At 70.5% G+C, this 16,482-nt stretch carries 15 protein-coding genes and 1 pseudogene; 2 read left to right on the forward strand and 14 right to left on the reverse strand.

Annotated features, from left to right (window positions below; genetic code table 11):
• Nucleotides 1–178: 178 nt before the first annotated feature.
• The 3 genes from lipA to MQC88_RS12760 all read right to left on the reverse strand — a co-directional run bounded on the left by lipA (nucleotide 179) and on the right by MQC88_RS12760 (nucleotide 2,339).
• The gene (lipA, locus tag MQC88_RS12750; protein WP_243322673.1) at nucleotides 179–1,285 is read right to left on the reverse strand and encodes a lipoyl synthase; all 1,107 of its coding nucleotides are present in this window, start codon (nucleotides 1,283–1,285) and stop codon (nucleotides 179–181) included.
• The gene (gene lipB, locus MQC88_RS12755) at nucleotides 1,282–1,947 is read right to left on the reverse strand and encodes a lipoyl(octanoyl) transferase LipB (protein ID WP_243322676.1); all 666 of its coding nucleotides are present in this window, start codon (nucleotides 1,945–1,947) and stop codon (nucleotides 1,282–1,284) included. The genes lipA and lipB overlap by 4 nt, the downstream gene beginning before the upstream one ends.
• A gap of 113 nt (nucleotides 1,948–2,060) precedes the next feature.
• On the reverse strand, nucleotides 2,061–2,339 hold the full coding sequence (locus tag MQC88_RS12760; RefSeq protein WP_243322679.1) for a DUF493 family protein: 279 nt from the start codon (nucleotides 2,337–2,339) through the stop codon (nucleotides 2,061–2,063).
• Between the two features lie 225 nt (nucleotides 2,340–2,564).
• Between MQC88_RS12760 and MQC88_RS12765 the strand changes: the two genes are divergently transcribed.
• Nucleotides 2,565–2,762, forward strand: a complete 198-nt coding sequence (locus MQC88_RS12765; protein ID WP_243322681.1) for a hypothetical protein — start codon at nucleotides 2,565–2,567, stop codon at nucleotides 2,760–2,762.
• Between the two features lie 176 nt (nucleotides 2,763–2,938).
• On the opposite strand, the gene MQC88_RS12770 is transcribed toward MQC88_RS12765, so the two are convergent.
• From MQC88_RS12770 to MQC88_RS12810, 8 genes and pseudogenes are all read right to left on the reverse strand, one after another.
• Nucleotides 2,939–4,159, reverse strand: a complete 1,221-nt coding sequence (locus MQC88_RS12770) for a D-alanyl-D-alanine carboxypeptidase family protein (protein ID WP_243322682.1) — start codon at nucleotides 4,157–4,159, stop codon at nucleotides 2,939–2,941.
• 89 nt (nucleotides 4,160–4,248) lie between these two features.
• Entirely contained in the window at nucleotides 4,249–5,646 is a 1,398-nt protein-coding gene (locus MQC88_RS13090) for a septal ring lytic transglycosylase RlpA family protein (protein WP_315857118.1), read from the reverse strand.
• Entirely contained in the window at nucleotides 5,643–6,803 is a 1,161-nt protein-coding gene (gene mltB, locus MQC88_RS12785; protein WP_243322684.1) for a lytic murein transglycosylase B, read from the reverse strand. Before mltB ends, MQC88_RS13090 begins: the two co-directional genes overlap by 4 nt.
• Before the next feature lie 66 nt (nucleotides 6,804–6,869).
• Nucleotides 6,870–7,982, reverse strand: coding sequence for a rod shape-determining protein RodA (rodA, locus tag MQC88_RS12790; RefSeq protein WP_243322686.1), 1,113 nt, complete (start codon nucleotides 7,980–7,982; stop codon nucleotides 6,870–6,872).
• 38 nt (nucleotides 7,983–8,020) lie between these two features.
• Nucleotides 8,021–9,859, reverse strand: a pseudogene (mrdA, locus tag MQC88_RS12795) (penicillin-binding protein 2); the annotation flags it as partial.
• Between the two features lie 86 nt (nucleotides 9,860–9,945).
• Complete coding sequence (gene mreD, locus MQC88_RS12800; protein WP_243322689.1) at nucleotides 9,946–10,428, reverse strand: rod shape-determining protein MreD; 483 nt, start codon at nucleotides 10,426–10,428, stop codon at nucleotides 9,946–9,948.
• Nucleotides 10,425–11,393, reverse strand: coding sequence for a rod shape-determining protein MreC (gene mreC, locus MQC88_RS12805; RefSeq protein ID WP_243322690.1), 969 nt, complete (start codon nucleotides 11,391–11,393; stop codon nucleotides 10,425–10,427). Before mreC ends, mreD begins: the two co-directional genes overlap by 4 nt.
• A 321-nt stretch (nucleotides 11,394–11,714) precedes the next feature.
• Nucleotides 11,715–12,761 carry a rod shape-determining protein gene (locus MQC88_RS12810; RefSeq protein ID WP_243322693.1) on the reverse strand — a complete coding sequence of 349 codons (1,047 nt, stop codon included), beginning with the start codon at nucleotides 12,759–12,761 and terminating at the stop codon, nucleotides 11,715–11,717.
• A gap of 309 nt (nucleotides 12,762–13,070) precedes the next feature.
• Between MQC88_RS12810 and MQC88_RS12815 the strand changes: the two genes are divergently transcribed.
• A complete protein-coding gene (locus MQC88_RS12815; protein WP_243322694.1) occupies nucleotides 13,071–14,003 on the forward strand; it encodes a carbohydrate kinase family protein in 933 nt (310 codons plus the stop codon).
• A 22-nt stretch (nucleotides 14,004–14,025) separates the two neighbouring features.
• On the opposite strand, the gene MQC88_RS12820 is transcribed toward MQC88_RS12815, so the two are convergent.
• From MQC88_RS12820 to MQC88_RS12830, 3 genes are all read right to left on the reverse strand, one after another.
• A complete protein-coding gene (locus MQC88_RS12820; RefSeq protein WP_243322696.1) occupies nucleotides 14,026–14,493 on the reverse strand; it encodes an aminoacyl-tRNA deacylase in 468 nt (155 codons plus the stop codon).
• Between the two features lie 276 nt (nucleotides 14,494–14,769).
• A complete protein-coding gene (locus MQC88_RS12825; protein ID WP_243322700.1) occupies nucleotides 14,770–15,519 on the reverse strand; it encodes a hypothetical protein in 750 nt (249 codons plus the stop codon).
• The gene (locus MQC88_RS12830; protein ID WP_243322701.1) at nucleotides 15,516–16,481 is read right to left on the reverse strand and encodes an alpha/beta fold hydrolase; all 966 of its coding nucleotides are present in this window, start codon (nucleotides 16,479–16,481) and stop codon (nucleotides 15,516–15,518) included. Before MQC88_RS12830 ends, MQC88_RS12825 begins: the two co-directional genes overlap by 4 nt.
• Nucleotide 16,482: the final 1 nt, after the last annotated feature.

Below are 16,482 nucleotides of genomic sequence, written 5' to 3' on the forward strand. Positions count from 1 at the left end.
AGCCGGCGCGTGGCGACGCGTTGGGGAGGACGGTGTCCGGATTCAGTCCCTGCGCGGTTCAGCCGGCGCGTGGCGACGCGTTGGGGAGGACGGTGTCCGGATTCAGTCCCTGCGCGGTTCAGCCGGCGCGTGGCGACGCGATCGACAGAATGGTTGCCGAGTCCAGTCCCTTCCCCGTTCAGCTGGCGTGCGTCGCGTTCGACTCGAGGGCAGCCGGCTGCAGTCCCTGCGCGGCAGCGGCGACACCGGCTTCCTGGGCCTGCCGGTCGGCGTGATAGGACGAGCGCACCAGCGGGCCCGAGGCGACGTGGCTGAAGCCCAGCGCCATGCCGAACTGCTCCAGCGCCTTGAACTCGTCCGGGGTCCAGTAGCGCAGCACCGGGTGGTGGTGCGGCGAGGGCTGCAGGTACTGGCCGATCGTCACCATCTCGACGTCGTGCGCGCGCAGGTCGCGGAGGGTGTCCTGGACCTGGGCCATCGTCTCGCCAAGGCCGAGCATGATCCCGGACTTGGTCGGGATCGCCGGGTGCTGGCGCTTGAACTGCTGCAGCAGGGTCAGCGACCACTGGTAATCCGCGCCGGGGCGGACGTTGCGGTACAGGTCCGGCACGGTTTCGATGTTGTGGTTGAACACGTCCGGCGGGTTGGCGGCCAGGATGTCCAGCGCGCGCTCCATCCGGCCCTTGCCACGGAAGTCCGGCGTCAGGATCTCGATCCGGGTGCCGGGGCTGAACTCGCGGATCGCGGTGATGCAGTCGACGAAGTGCGCCGCGCCACCGTCACGCAGGTCGTCGCGGTCGACGCTGGTGACGACCACGTATTTCAGGCCCATGTCCTTGACCGTCTGCGCCAGGTGCAGCGGTTCAACCGCGTCCGGCGGCTTGGGCCGGCCGTGGGCGACGTCGCAGAAGCTGCAGCGGCGGGTGCAGACTTCGCCGAGGATCATGAAGGTCGCGGTGCCGTGGCCGAAGCACTCGTGGATGTTCGGGCAGCTGGCTTCCTCGCACACGGTGACCAGGCGGTTGGCGCGCAGCTTTTCCTTCAGCCTGGCGACGGAATTGCCCGACGGGATCCGCACCCGGATCCAAGACGGCTTGCGCAGTACCGGCGCGTCGGCGAACTGCACCGGCGAGCGTGCGATCTTGTCGCCGGCGACCTGGCGCACGCCCGGCTGCAGCGAGGGCGCCGTCGCCGCGGCATTGGCCGGCGCGGGATCGACCACGGCCAGCGGGATGGCGCGGGTGCCGGTGGCGGGCGCGTCCGCGGGGAAGTCTGGCGTATTCATGCCGCCATTGTCGCATCGGCCGCGGACAGGCGCAGGCCGAACTGCGCCGCCAGCGCACGCAGCAGCACCGGCTTGACCGCGTCCAGGTGGCCGGGACCGCCGAGGTCGGCCATCGACACGACTTCAAGCCCGGCATAACCGCAGGGGTTGATCCGGCGGAACGGTTCCAGGTCCATGGCGATGTTGAAGGCCAGGCCATGGAAGGTGCAGCCGCGGCGCACGCGGATGCCGAGCGCGGCGATCTTGGCGTCGCCCACGTAGACGCCGGGGGCGCCGTCGCGGCGACGGCCCGGGATGTTCCACTCGGCCAGGGTGTCGATCACCGCCTGTTCGATCCGGTGCACGTAGTCGCGCACCCCGATCCTCAGCCGCCTCAGGTCGAGCAGCGGATAGGCGACGATCTGGCCGGGGCCGTGGTAGGTCACCTGGCCGCCGCGATCGACATGGACCACGGGGATGTCGCCGGGCACGAGCACGTGTTCGCGCTTGCCGGCCTGACCGAGGGTGAACACGGGATCGTGTTCGACCAGCCACAACTCGTCGGCGGTGGCGGCGGCGCGCGCATCGGTGAAGCGCTGCATCGCCCGCCACACCGGTTCATAGGCCTGGCGGCCGAGGTCTCGGACCAGGCAGGGGGAAAATCCCGCTTCCGCCTCCGGCAACTCGCTCCGCGCCCCGGCCCTCGCGCTGGCGCGAGGGCGTTCAGGCGCATGCGCGCCGGTGGCGCGCGAGCATGCGCCTTCACCCCCGGCCGCGGGGAGAAGGCCATCGCCGGTCACAGGGTCCACTTCACTTCCGGATGCTCGCGCAGCACCGCGTGGGCGACGTCGTACTGTTCGCGCGACTCGGCGCGGAAGCTCAGCTTCACCGAGACGTACTTGCCACCGCTGGACTCGCGGGTGGACACGGTCTCGCGCAGCACCACCAGGCCGGCGGCCTCCAGCAACGACGGGATCTGCTGCTCCAGGCCGCTGCCGGCCGGGCCCATCGCGCTGATCTCGAATTCGCCCGGGAACTGGAAGCCGTGCTCGGGATTGTCGGAATGGATTTCCATGCGGCAATTATGCGGCCGCCTTGGATCGAACCCAACTGCGGCGGGCGCTGTCCCGTGGGAAGCCAGGTCCGGCCGCCGTGCTCCCGGCGCGGGGGCTCCCGATCGCTTCCTGGCCGAAGGCAGGCCGCTTGCTCGCGGCAACGGCAACGTGGCGATCCGGATCGGGCCAGCGGCGTAGGATGGCCGTGTCGCCGCCTGCCGGCGCCCCCGGGACTGCGCATGGACATGGCGACGATGTTGTGGGGCGTGGTGTTCGGTTCGATCGGGCTGGGCTATTTCGTCTACGGCAAGCGCCAGTCGGCGCCGGTGCCGCTGGTGTGCGGGATCGGGCTGATGGTCTTTCCGTATTTCGTGGCGAGCACCTGGGCAACGGTGCTGGTGGGTGGGGTGCTGATGGCGGTGCCGTACTTCCTCCGGTTCTGAGCCACCACCACGCCGCTGCGCTTCCCTGGCGACGTGCTGGCATTGCGTCGGCATCCGTCATTTTCGGGGGTTGCGGAAACCGGCTTCGGCCGGAGTCATTCCCGAGGCAGCTCGCGTGGCGTGCAACGAAAAGGCCGGCTTGCGCCGGCCTTTTGCATGCAAGGGCGGTGTGGCGCCTACACCGACTCCCACCACATCCAGAACTCGTCCCACAGGCGCTTGAAGAAACCGCCCTGCTCGACCGCGTCCAGCGCCACCAGCGGCCGTTGCGCGATCACCTTGCCGTCCAGCGACACCTTCACCATGCCGATCTTCTGGCCCTTGCCGATCGGCGCCACCAGGGATTTCGGCACGTCCATCATCGGCTTGAGCTGCGAGTACTTGCCGCGCGGCAGGCTGACCAACAGCGGCTCGGCGACACCCAGCCTGACCTGCTCGGTCGCGCCCTTCCACACCTTCTGCTGCGCGACCACCTTGCCGGCGTCGTAAAGCTTGTGGGTTTCGTAAAAGCGGAAGCCCCAGTTGAGCAACGCCTGCGAATCCACCGCGCGCTGGCTTTCGCTGCTGTCGCCCAGCACCACCGAGATCAGGCGCTGGTCGCCGCGCTTGGCCGAGGCCATCAGGCAGTAGCCGGCATTGGCCGTGTGCCCGGTCTTGATGCCGTCCACCGAGGGATCGCGCCACAACAGCACGTTGCGGTTGGGCTGCGTGATCGGGCCGACCGTGTATTCCTTGATCTTGTTGTACGAGTACGCCACCGGGAAATCGTGAATCAGCGCGCGGCCGAGCAGCGCCAGGTCGTGCGCCGTCGAGTAATGGCCCTCGGACGACAGCCCATGCGGGTTGACGAAGTGCGAGTTCTTCATGCCGATGCGCTGCGCGTAGGCATTCATCAGCGCGGCGAAGGCCTGCTCGCTGCCGGCGACGTGCTCGGCCAGCGCGATCGCGGCATCGTTGCCCGACTGCACCACCATGCCCTTTTCCATGTCCACCAGCTTCGCCGTCTGGTTGACCGGGAACCCGCTGTAGCTGCCTTCGGTGCCGGCACCGCCTTCGCGCCAGGCGTGCTCGCTCATCATCACCTGGTCGTCGGCCTTGACCTTGCCGGCGGCCATTTCCGCGGCGATCACGTACGACGTCATCACCTTGGTGATGCTCGCCGGTTCGCGGCGGGTGTCGATGTTCTCGCCGGCCAGCACCTGCCCGGTGGCGGCATCCATCAGGATCCAGGCCGCGGCGGTCGCCGGCGCCGGGGCCGGCGGGATCGGCAGGGCATCGCTGAGCGCGGCGGGCCTGGGCGTGGCCGGCTGCGGCAGGGTGGCCGGCTTCTGCGCGAAGGCGAGGCCGAAGGCGGCGGTGGCCAGGACGGCGGCGAGGGTGGCGGCGGCTTTCTTCAAGACAACGGACTCCGGAGGGCCGGCCTTCCATGACCGGGATTGAAGGGGGAAACCCGCGGCGCGCGTCCGCGGGCGGGAAACAGGCGAGTCTACTCGCGCACGCGCTGCGGCTGGCCGAAACCCAGGCCCTGGATGCGGGCCACCAGGTCGTCCGCCGACGACGGATCGACCGGGCCGACCCGCAGGCGCCACACCCGGCGGCCGTTGGCGTCGGCGTCGAGCAGGCGCGCACCGGCGATGCCGGCGCCATTGACCATCGCCAGCGCACGTTCGGCGTTGTCATGCGCGGCGAAGCTGGCGACCTGCAGCACCAGCCCGCCCACTGCACGCGCGGTCGTCCCGTTCGCCGCCGGCGTCGGCGTTGCCGGGACCGGCGACGGCACCGAGGGAGCGCTGGTCGCGGGAGCGCTCGCCCGGTTGGCCGCGACCGCGCTTGCGGCCACGCGCCCGGTTGCCGCGCGCGGATCGGGCGTGCCCGGCTTGCCGGTGGCCACGCGCGCACGACGCGAGCGCATCCACGCATCGAATTCGTCCGCGGTCATGGTGCGGCCGTCCTGGCGCATGTCGAAGCGCCAGTCGGTGTTGGCGTACTTGCCCGCGCCCTGGGCGGCCGGCTGCGCTGGCGCCGCCGCCTGCGGCGGACGCTCGCCGGCATTGGCGGCGGCGATCGGCAATGCGCCGACCAGTCTGTCGAGCGCGCTCGGCGGCGCCGGTTGCGGGAGGCCGGTGGCGATGTGCACGCCCGGCGGCAGACCCGCCGCGGGCGGGGGCGCGGCGCCGCTGGCGGCCACCGCGTCGTATTGCTGGTGCGCGTTCTCGCCCGGGCTCAGGCCCACGACCTCGACCCGCGCGGTGCCGCTGCGGTCGACGCCGAGTTTCACCGCCGCCGCGTAGCTCAGGTCGACGATGCGGCCGTCGTGGAACGGGCCACGATCGTTGACCCGCACCACCACCGAGCGGCCATTGCCGAGGTTGGTGACGCGCGCATAGCTGGGCAGCGGCAGCGTCTTGTGCGCAGCGGTGAAGGCGTACATGTCGTACACCTCCAGGTTGGAGGTACGGCGACCGTGGAACTTGTTGCCGTAGTACGAGGCGATGCCGGTCTCGTCGTAACCTTCCGCGCTGTCGCGCACGCGGTAGGACTTGCCGAGCACGGTGTAGGGCGAACGGTTGCCGTAGCGCGAATGCGGCTCGTCGGTGACCACCGGTTCCGGGATCTGGTCGACGTCGGGGATGCCCCCGGTGGGCGCGCTGTCCTGGATGTGTGGCGCGTACAGGCCGCCGCGGGTGTAGTTGCCGCGCTTGCCCGGATCTTCCTGCGCCGGGGCATAGGGCGAACGGCGCGAACCCGGGGCATGTCGCGCCGCGGCGCTGCCGGATGCCGTCGTGGAGGACGGGGCGCCGGACTTGACCGGCGCGCTGCCGCAGGCGGCGAGCGCGGCGGCGGCGAGCGCCGGCACCAGCCCCCTGGCCCACGCGTGCTTCATGCGCCGTCGCTTCCGGCCGGTGCGCTGCCGGCACGGATCGCCTGCGCCAACTGGTGCACCGACAAGGCGTACATCGGCGAATGGTTGTAGCGCGTGATCACGTAGAAGTTGCGGTAGCCCAGCCAGTACTCCTTGCCGGCATCGCCGTCGAGCGTGAGCAGGGTCGCGCCCTCGCCCGCGGCGACGGTGGGTTCGCCCGGCTGCGGCGTGTAGCCGCGCTGCGCCAGCGCCGGCAACGGGTAAACCGGGTCGAGGGTGTCCGGGGCGAAGTCGGCGGCAGCGTCGGCGCGGCTTGCGCGCGCGGCAACCGGCGCGCCGCGCTGCCAGCCATGCACCACGAAATAGTTCGCGATCGAGGCGAAGACGTCGTCGCTGTCGCCGACCAGGTCGCGACGTCCATCGCCATCGCCATCCTTGCCCCAGTTGCGGTAGCTGGACGGCATGAACTGGCCCCAGCCCATGGCGCCCGCATAGCTGCCGGTGAGCGTGGCCACGTCGATGCCTTCGTCCTTGCCCAGCGCGAACAGCTGCGCCAGTTCGCCGGCGAAGAACGGCGCGCGCTTGGGATAGCCGAACGCCAGCGTGTACAGCGCATCGAGCACGCGGTACTTGCCGGTGATGCGCCCGTAGCTGGTTTCCACGCCGATGATCGCGACGATGTACTCGGCCGGCACGCCGGTCTGCGCCGCGACCTTGTCCAGCGCCGCGCGGTTTTCGGCATAGAACGCGCGCCCGCCCTCGATCCGCGCGTCGTTGAGGAAGATCGGCCGGTACTGCGCCCACGAACGCACTTTCTCGGCCGGGCGGGAGATCGCGTCGATGATGTTCTGCTTGAACTGGGCCTGCGCCAGCTCGGCGCGGATTACCGCCGGATCCACGCCATACATCGAGGCGGTGTAGTCGACGAAGGCGGCGATGCGCTGCGCCTCGGGGAGCGCCGGGTCGGTCACCGCCGGCGGCGCCAGCGGGCGCTCGGGCGGTTGCGGGACCGGCGGCAGCAGCGCGCTGGTCGATGCCGCCGGTTGCGCGGCCGCCGCGACCGATGCCGGCGGCGCCTGCGTGGCGCAGGCGGCGAGCGCGAATCCGGCGAGGACGGGAACCAGGGCCAGCGACAGCGGCCCCGACGAAAACAGCCTGAACGATGCGCGTCGGATCATCGGCGCGAGGGTAGCACGCGTTCGCGCGCAGGGATCCAGGTCGCGCGCCGTCGGCGACGACCGCATTCAGTAACCGTGCATGGGCTTGTGCGCGCGCACCGCCATCACCACGCCCATCCCCGCCAGCAGCGACACCGCCGAGGTGCCGCCATAGCTCAGCAGCGGCATCGGCACGCCGACCACCGGCAGCAGCCCGGAGATCATGCCGCCGTTGACGATCACGTACACGAACAACGCCAGCCCGAGGCTGCCGGCGAGCAGCCGCGAATAACCGTCGCGCGCCTGGCTCGCGATCCACAGGCAGCGCCCGACCACGAACAGGTACAGCGCCAGCACCGTGGCCACGCCCACCCAGCCGAATTCCTCGCTGAGCACGGCGAAGATGAAGTCGGTGGTGTGCTCGGGCAGGTAGTTCAGGTGCGACTGCGAGCCTTGGCCCCAGCCCTTGCCGGTGAGGCCGCCGGCGCCGATCGCGATCTTGGACTGGATGATGTTCCAGCCACTGCCCAGCGGATCGGATTCCGGGTCGAGGAACGTCAGGATGCGGTCCTTCTGGTATGGCCGCAGCAACCAGAACCACGCCACCGGCGCCGCCGCGGCGACGCCGCCGAACGCGGCCACGAACCACCACCATGACAACCCGGCCAGGAACAGCACGAACGCGCCGCTGATCCCGACCAGCATCGCGGTGCCGAAGTCGGGCTGCAGCAGGATCAGCGCGGTCGGCACCGCGATGATCCCGGCCGTCGCCAGCACCACCCGGAAGCGCGGCGGCAGCGGCTCGCGGTTGAGGTACCAGGCGGCCATCATCGGCAAGGTCAGCTTGAGCAGTTCCGCCGGCTGGAAATAGAAGATCTTCAGGTCGATCCAGTGGCGGCCGTGCTTGCCGGTGCCGATCACCAGCACCAGCAGCAGCGGCAGCAGCGTCAGCGCATAGGCCAGCGGCGTGGCATTGCGCAGCCGGTGCGGCGGCAGCCGCGACAAGGCCCACATCGCGGCGAAGCCGAGGGCGTAGCGCGCACCCTGCGCCAGCACCAGCCGCGGCGACTCGCCGCCTGCGCTGTAGAGCACCGCCAGCCCGATCGCCATCAATGCCGCCAGCGCCGCGCACAGCCACCAGTCGAGCGTGCGCGTGAGCCGCGCTGCCAGGTCGAACAGGAAACGGAGGATCGCGTTCATGGTTGCATCGCCGCGGTCGCGGCTGGCGGCGGCGGTTCCGGCTGCTTGCCCAGGATCCAGGCATCCATCACCTTGCGTGCGATCGGGGCCGCGGTGGCGGAGCCGAAGCCGCCGCCCTCGACCGCCACCGCGACCACGATGGTCGGGGCTCCGGCCGGGGCATAGCCGACGTACAGCGAGCGATGCCGTTTCCACAACGGCAACGACTTCGGATCGATCGCGCGTTCGCTGCGGTTGACCACCTGCGCGGTGCCGGTCTTGCCCGCCGAGAGGTAGGGCGAGCCCCGGAACACGGTGGCTGCCGTGCCGATGCTCACGGTCATCTCCATGCCCTCCTGGACCACGCGCAGGTTGTCCGGATGGTCGGTGATGCGGAAGGGGGCCGGTTGCGGCAACGGCATCCAGTCCGCCTCGAACCCGATGCGCTTCGCGGTCGCCAGGTGCGGCCGCCGCAGGTCGCCGCCATTGGCGATCGCGCCGATGCCCTGCGCCAGTTGCAGCGAGGTCACCTTCCACAGCCCCTGGCCGATCGCGGCGTTGACCAGGTCGCCGGGATACCAGCGTTCGCGCACCAGCCGCATCTTCGCTGCCGGCGACGGCAGGATGCCGGGGATCTCGCCCGCCAGGTCGATGCCGGTCGGCTTGCCGAACCCGTACTTGCCCAGGTACTGGTCGTAGCGCTGCACGCCCAGGTCGATCGCCAGCTGGTAGTAATAGGTGTTGACCGAATCCCAGATCGACTTGCGCGCGTCGGTCCAGCCGTGGCCGTTGCGATGCGAATCGCCCCAGCCGCGCCCGCGCATGCCGGGCAGGCGGAACATGCCGGTGGACAGCGTCCTGTCTTCGGGCCGGCGCACGCCACTGTCGAGCCCGGCCAGCGCGGTCAGCGGCTTGATCGTCGAGCCGGGGGCCACGCCGCCCAGCACCAGCCGGTTGAACAGGGGCCGCGACGGGTTGTCGATCAGCGCCTTATAGTCGGCGTGGGAAATTCCGTTGACGAACAGGTTGGGGTCGTAGGCCGGCAGGCTGGCCATCGCCAGGATCTCGCCGGTGCGCGGATCGACCGCGACCGCCGAGCCGTCGAAATCCGCAAACGCGGCGACCATCGCGCGCTGCAGGTCGAGGTCGATCGACAACCGCAGGTCGACGCCGGGCGTCGCCGGCACGCGTCCGATCGTGCCCAGCGCGCGGCCTTCCACGTTGGTTTCCACCTGCTCGTAGCCGACGCCACCGCGCAGCATGGCGTCGTAATAGCGCTCGATCCCGGTCTTGCCGATGTGGGTGATGGCGCTATTGGCCTCCCCCAGCTTCTTGAGGTCGGCCTCGTCGACGCGGCCGACGTAGCCGATCACGTGCGACAGCAAGGCACCGTACGGGTAGCGGCGATTCAGGTAAGGCACCAGTTCCACCCCGGGGAACCGCCAGCGATCGACCGCGAAGCGCGCCACTTCCTCCGGGTCGACCCGTGGCTTCAGCGTGATCGGCTTGAAGCGGTGGCCGGCGCGCAGTTCGGCCTGGAAGTGCTGCACGTCTTCGTCGTCGAGCACGACGATTCGGCGCAATGCCGGCAGCCAGTTGTCCGTCGCGCCGGCTTCCAGGGGCGTCACGTCGAGGCGGTAGGCCGGCACGTTGTCGGCGAGCACGCGGCCCTTGCGGTCCAGGATCAGGCCGCGTCCCGGCAGCACCGGGCGCAGCTTGACCCGGTTGGCCTCCGACTGGGTGGCGTAGTCGTCGTGGTCGAGCACCTGCAGCTTGAAATACCAGGCACCGAGACCGCCCAGCGCCAGCAGCACGATCGCGAAACCCAGCGCCGCGCGCGCGCGGAACTGCGCCGCCTCGGCCCCCTGGTGCTTCAACTGGCGGCGGCGCGCACCCATCGCTCAGCCGCGCCGGCGCGCAGGCTGGCGTCCGCAAGCAAGGGCGGCGGTGTCTTTCCTGCCGGGAACCCGCGCGAACCGGCGCTTCATCCGCCCTTGCGCCCCAACCGCAGCGTATCCAGCAACAGGAACACCGGCGCCCACAACAGCATCCCCAGCAAGGGCGCCCACCAGAAACTCCACGGCAATTGCGGCTCGCCCAGCGCCAGGTGCACCGCGGCGCTGACCACGCGGTCGTTGAGCAACAGGCCGCCGATCGCCAGCGCCTGCTGCGGCATCGGGAAGAAGCGCAACTGCGCGCGGAAGCGCTGCACGATGAAGGCCATGATCACCAGTCGCAGCGCCTGCTCGCCGAGCAGGCCGCCGAAGGCGAGGTCGGCCAGCAGGCCCATGGCGAAGGCGAACCCCAGGCCGATGCGCCCGGGCGCCTCGATCACCCAGTACACCACCGCCAGTGCCAGCCAGTACGGGCGCAGCGGCTGCAGCCACGCCGGCAGCGGCAGCAGCCCCAGCAGCAGCGCGACGAAAATGCTCAGCGGCAACACCCATTGCTGGCGGTTGCGACTCATCGCGGCGGCTCCGTGGCGGCCGGCGCCGGTGCTGGTGCCGGGCGCGCGCCGATGTCGGGTTTCGCCGCCGCGGCCGCGGGTTGTCCAGCGGCGGCCGTGCCGATCGCGGCTGCAGGGGCGGCCGGCGCGGCCTGCTGGCGCAGCAGCAGCACGTCGCGGCCGCGATCCAGCTGCGCCGCCGGCTGCAGGTCGCCGACGAGGAAGGCGCGGCTGTCGTCGGGCTGCAGCGCCGCCACCGTGCCGACCGGGAAACCCGCCGGGAAGCGACCGCCCAGTCCCGAGGTGACGATCGCATCGCCGACCTTGACGTCGCTGGACAGCGGGATGTTGGCCAGCTGCAGCTGGTCGCTGCGGCCCTTGCCGTAGGCGACCAGGCGCACGCCGGTGCGCGCCACCATCACCGGCACCGCGTGGTCGGGGTCGGTCAGCAGCAGCACCGTCGCCGTGCCGGGTTTGACGGCGATGATCTGCCCGACCAGGCCGCCGGCGTCGATCACGCTCTGGCCGACCTGCACGCCGTCGCGGCTGCCGGCATCGAGGACCAGCCGCTGCCGGGTGGGATCCAGGTCGATGTCCAGGATCGGCGCCAGCTGCACGTCCAGGCCGCCGCGCGGGGTGGCGCCGAGCAGGCCGCGCAGGCGCGCGTTCTCGGCGGCCGCGGTCTGCAGCCGCGCCAGCCGGGCGCCGCTGATCAGCAAGGCGTTGCGCAGCACGCCGTTCTCGTGCGCCAGGCGGTTGCGGGTGGCGGCGTCGTCGCGGACGTTGTCGCCGATGCGCCCGGGCAGGCCGGCCAGCCACCATAGCGGCTGGGTCGCCAGTTCAGCGCGCGCGCGGACCTGCGCCAGCCAGCCGCCGCGGTGGTCGAGCACGACCAGCGCGATTGCCAGCGCCAGGTACGCCAGCAGCCGCAACGTGCCGGCGACATCGCCGGAACGGGCAGCAGGGGAACCGGCATAGGCGGGCACGTGGGCAGGTATCGGTCGGCGATCAGTGGGGGAAGAAGTGGCGGCAAGGCACACCGGTCCGGCCGCGCCGGGCGATGCAGCGGCTCCCTGCCGCCTGCGGAACACATCGCGCGCATCCGCGGCGCGCACGGCGTTCGATACGCGATTGTGTCCGAAGACGGATTCGTTTTGTACCTGCGAAGTGCAACAGGCGCGCAGTCCCGCATCTGGCCCATGGATGGGCCAGCGCAAGCGGCTGCAGGCCGCTTGCGGCGTCGGACAAGCACCACGCTTCTTGCCCGATGCTTCGGGGCAGGCCAGGGATGGCCTGTCCCCGAATACTCACTCCGACGCGAAGAACTCGTTGCCGTGCATGTCCACCAGTTCCAGCGCACGGCCGCCGCCGCGGGCCACGCAGGTCAGCGGATCGTCGGCGACCTGCACGTGCAGGCCGGTCTCCTCGCTGATCAGGCGGTCGAGGTCGCGCAGCATGGCGCCGCCACCGGTGAGCACGATGCCGCGCTCGGCGACGTCGGCGCACAGCTCGGGCGGGGTCTGTTCCAGCGCCTGGCGGATCGCGGCCACGATCCCCGCCAGCGGCTCGCGCAACGCCTCGAGCACCTCGTTGGAGTTGATCGTGATCATCTTCGGCACCCCCTCGGCGAGGTGGCGCCCGGAGATCTCCAGCTCGCGCACGTGCTGCTGTGGGTACGCGCAGCCGATCTCGAGCTTGATCCGCTCGGCGGTGGCGTCGCCGATCAGCATCCCCTGGCTGCGGCGCACGTAGGCGATGATCGCCTCGTCGAAGCGGTCGCCGCCGATCCGCACCGATTGCGAATAGACGATGCCGTTGAGCGCGATCACCGCGACCTCGGTGGTGCCGCCGCCGATGTCGACCACCATCGAGCCGCGCGCCTCGGTCACCGGCATGCCGGCGCCGATCGCGGCGGCCATCGGCTCCTCGATCAGGAACACGTCACGGGCGCCGGCTTCCTCCGCCGATTCCTTGATCGCGCGGCGCTCGACCTGGGTACTGCCGGCCGGCACGCACACCAGCACCCGCGGGCTCGGCCGCAGCATCCGCGACTTGTGCACCTTGCGGATGAAGTACTTGAGCATTTCCTCGGTGTAGGTGAAGTCGGCGATGACGCCGTCCTTCATCGGCCGGATGGTGGTGATGTGCCCCGGGGTGCGCCCGAGCATCTGCTTGGCCTCGGTGCCGACCGCGGCGACCGAGCGCACGCCGCCGCCGAGGCGGTCCTGGCGCACCGCGACCACCGACGGCTCGTTCAGCACGATGCCCTGGCCGCGGACATAGATCAGGGTATTGGCCGTGCCGAGGTCGATCGACAGGTCGTTGGAAAACATGCCGCGGAACTTCTTGAACATCGGGGAAGGGCGTCCGTCAGGGGTGCGGGGATGGAGCAGGGGCGACGCGATCGCGGGGGAAAACCGGCCGGGGACCGGATCCGCGCACGGGTCGCAGGGGGATGGGGCTAGCCTAGCAACGGGCCCTACCCCCGGCAACCGGAATATCGCGGAATCCCGCGGCAAAAACGCGACCGGCGCCCCCTTGCCGGCAACTCGCGGCTGGCCCCGCTCCGGACGAGCCGCTACCCTAGCCCGCCGCCGACGCCTGCCCGGGTCGCCCGCCTTCCCATTCCAGCCGTCGGCCCGCCGGCGCCCGAGGTGTTGCCCATGCCTGCGTTGATCTGCGGTTCCCTGGCCTACGACACCATCATGGTGTTCCCCGACCAGTTCAAGAACCACATCCTCCCGGACAAGGTGCACATCCTCAACGTGTCCTTCCTGGTGCCGCGGATGCGCCGCGAATTCGGCGGCTGCGCCGGCAACATCGCCTACAACCTCAAGCTGCTGGGCGGCGACCCGATCCCGATGGCCACCGTCGGCCAGGACTTCGGCCCGTACCGCGAATACTTCGCCGAACTCGGCATCGAGCTGTCGCGGGTGAAGGAGATCCCCGAGCTGTTCACGCCACAGGCCTTCATCACCACCGACCACGACAACAACCAGATCACCGCCTTCCATCCCGGCGCGATGATGCGCAGCTACGAGAACCACGTCCGCGACGTGCCGAACGTCACCATCGGCATCGTCAGCCCGGACGGGCGCGAGGGCATGATCCAGAACGCGCGCGAGTTCGCGGAAGCGGGCATTCCCTTCATCTTCGATCCCGGCCAGGCCATGCCGCTGTTCAACGGCGCCGAGCTGCGCGAGTTCATCGAGCAGGCCGACTACGTCACCGTCAACGACTACGAGTCCAACCTGCTGCAGGAGCGCACCGGCTGGGACGAGCAGGCCATCGCCGGCAAGGTCAAGGCCTACATCGCCACGCGCGGACCCCAGGGCGCGGTGATCTTCGCCGACGGCAAGGCGATCGACGTGCCCCCGGCGCACGAGCGCCGGATCACCGACCCGACCGGCTGCGGCGACGCGTTCCGCGCCGGCCTGATCTTCGGCATCGAAAAGGGCTACGACTGGATGACGATCGGCCGCATCGGCAACCTGATGGGCGCGCTCAAGGTCGAGCACCCGGGCACCCAGAACCAGCGCTTCGACTACGACGAGTTCGCCGAGCAGTTCAAGCAGCAGTTCGGCTACGCGCTCTGAAGGCGCGTCCGCACGGGGCCGGCTACATCACGTGCGCGAGCCACAGCAACTCGGGGCGCGCGAGGTCCTCGAATTCGACATAAGGCATGCGCACCAGCTCGGTGTGCGAACCGGCATTGAAGGCGATCTCCGCCTGCTCGGCCAGGCGCGCGTCGACGTATACCGGCATGCCGTAGAGATGGCCGAACGGGGGCATCGCGCCGACTTCGCAGTCCGGGAACGCATCCTTGAACTCGCCTTCCTGCGCGAGTTCGACTTCGCGCCCGCCGAGCGCGCGCGACAGCCGGGTCAGGTCGATGCGGTAAGCCGCCGGCATCACCATCATCGCCATCGTGCCGTCGACCTTGAGCATCACGGTCTTGGCGAAGTGGCGGTTGCCGATGTGCGCGGCGTTGGCGGTCTCCTGCGCGGTCAGGGTGCGCGGATGCCTGAGCGTGGTGTAGGGCGCGTGGCGCTCGTCGAGGAACTGGTGCAGGCGTGGGGACAGCATGGTCGCCTCCGTCGGCACCGGCACGTCGATCCTCCACGGCGGCACCGCTGGCATGACGGGCACGGGCATCCTGCGCCGTGCCTCCGGGCGGGCATCATCGCGATGCCGCGCCACGGTCGAAGGTACTCGCGGCGCCTTAGCGCTGCGTGATGCCGCGTCGGCGGGAGCCGCGACGGCGCATCGCGGCAGTCGGCAGCGACGCGCGCGCGGGTCGGGGCCTGCAACAGGCAGCGGTGCCTGCGGCCGTGCGCCCGGCGCGGTGGGTCGCGCGGTGGCTCAGTCCCAGCCCGGCAACTGCGCGCGATCCAGTCCGCCCACCTCGAACACCGCGGCTTTCCTGCCGACGGCCTTGGTCGGGAACTGGACCTGCAGCCGCTTCGCGTCGCGGGTCATCCGCCACAGGGCACGCTCGTCCTCGATGAACATCGCGATCGCCTCGTCGGTCTTCGGGCGCGACGCGGCCATCGCCTTCGGCGCGTCATCGTCGACCTTGACCTGCACCTTGCAGCCGCCGTAGCAGTCGAAGTCGCCGGCCTGCAGCACCAGGTAGGCGCTTTTGCCCCACGACGGGTGGTCGCGGAAAATCAGCCGCACCGGCTTGGCGCCACTGCCGTCGACGTCGACCTCGTCCTTGGCATAGAGCGAGGCCGACACCTGCGTGCCGCCCTTCACCGGCTCGCGGTTGTAGCTCCACAGCGCGGCCGTGCGCGATTGCTCGCGCGCGGCCTCGGCCTCCTCCGCGACGGCGTCGAACTGCTTGCGCACCCGCGCCGCGGCCCCGGTCTGCGGGTACTGCGCCAGCAGCACGTCGGCCTGGGCCTTGGCCATGCGCCAGTTCTGCTGCGCAACTGCGTTGTCGAACGCGGCTTCCGCCTGTTTCGCCGAATCCTCTGCGATCGCCGCCTGCGTGGCAGCCTGCGCGGCGGCCTGTTCGGCCAGGCGCTGCCTGCGATCGCAGGCGGACAGGGCCAGCAGCAACGCCAGCGGCAGCAAGGCGCACGGCAACAGCTTCGAAAGGGTCTTCATCGGGGTTGTCCTTGTTGGATCAGCGCCACCACCGCGGCGGCCACCGCATCGGGCCGTTCCATCAGCGACATGTGGCCGCAATCGTCGAGCAGCACCTTCGCCGCCTGCGGCATTTTCGCCGCGTACAACTCCAGTGCGCTGTGATCGATCACCCGGTCCTGTCGACACCACAGCAGCAGCGCCGGCTGGTCGATGGCGGCGGCCTCGTCGCCGGGCAGGAAGCTCTCGTCGCCGCGGCCGATGCGGTCGAGCACCGCCTGCTCGAATCCGGCGTCGGCACGGCGACGGGCTATCAGGCCCCTGGATGCCGGCCACGGGATCCACGGCTTGGCCTCGGGTCGGTGGAACACGGTGTCGATGTAGCGCGCCAGGCTGGCGCGGTCGCTGACCGCGAACGGATTCTTCCCGGCGAGCACGTCGCGGCCGAACGGGTTGTCCTGGAAGCGCACGCCCGCGGCATCCAGCAACCCGACCCGCGCCACCTCGCGTGGATGCCGCGCCGCGACCAGCGCGGCGATGCCGCCGCCCATCGAATGGCCGAGCAGCACGACCGGCGTGCCGGGCGACAGCATGCGGATGTACGCCTCCACGCGCGCGGCCTGGGCGACGAAACCGTAATCGGCGCCAGGCTTGCGCTCGCTTTCGCCCCAGCCGGGCAAGTCGGGAATCAACAGGCGGTAATGCCCGCGCAGGCGTTCGGCCAGCGGATACCAGTTTTCCTTGCTGCCGGTGAAGCCGTGCAGCATCACCACCAGCGGCGCGTCGGCGGGCGCGTCGTCGCCGAAGGCGTAGGTCCAGCGATGATCGGCGGCCTCGACCTGCGCATGGCCCAACCCGGCGCGCACCCGCTGGCGTTCGAAATGGGCGCGCACCAGCACGTAGGGGTCGTGCGCGACCACGGCGCCGATCCCGAGCGCGGCGACCACCACCGTGGTCGCCGCGATTTTGCCGCCTCGCTTCAAG

The organism is Cognatiluteimonas sedimenti (genome assembly GCF_022808325.1).
GTDB lineage: Bacteria > Pseudomonadota > Gammaproteobacteria > Xanthomonadales > Xanthomonadaceae > Cognatiluteimonas > Cognatiluteimonas sedimenti.